Source organism: Streptomyces sp. SID14478 (genome assembly GCF_010548525.1).
In the GTDB taxonomy this organism is placed as follows: Bacteria; Actinomycetota; Actinomycetes; order Streptomycetales; family Streptomycetaceae; genus Streptomyces.
In genome coordinates this window covers 1-339 of sequence record NZ_JAAGMG010000380.1, presented here as the reverse complement: position 1 = coordinate 339, position 339 = coordinate 1, and the positions used below count along the sequence as shown (strand labels likewise).

The 339-nt window shown below is 76.4% G+C and carries 1 pseudogene; it reads left to right on the top strand.

The features are described 5' to 3' along the window. Nucleotides 1-28: 28 nt before the first annotated feature. Nucleotides 29-339 (top strand): annotated as a pseudogene (locus G3I40_RS12135) (hypothetical protein); the annotation flags it as partial.

Here is a 339-nt window from a genome sequence, read left to right as displayed (position 1 = left end):
GGTCGCCCCGCGGGCCCGGGGCCGGTCGGTGGGACGGCTGCTGATGCGCGCGCTGGAGGACGGTGCCCGCGCCGCCGGCGCGGCACGTGTCGTCCTCGACGCGGTCGTGGAGCGGGGCAACCCGCCGTTCTACTGCCGTCTCGGCTACCGCACGACGCTCCATTTCCCCGGCCCCGACAAGCCGTTGTCCGAGGTCCACATGGAGAAGGACCTCGCCGCGCCGGACGAGGAGCTGGCCTATCCCTGGGGCGGCGAACCCGTCCCGTTGTGGGACGGACCGCTGCGGGTGTGGTTCGGCGGGCCGCGGGGCACCGTGGCGCTGCCCGCGGTGGCGGGGCC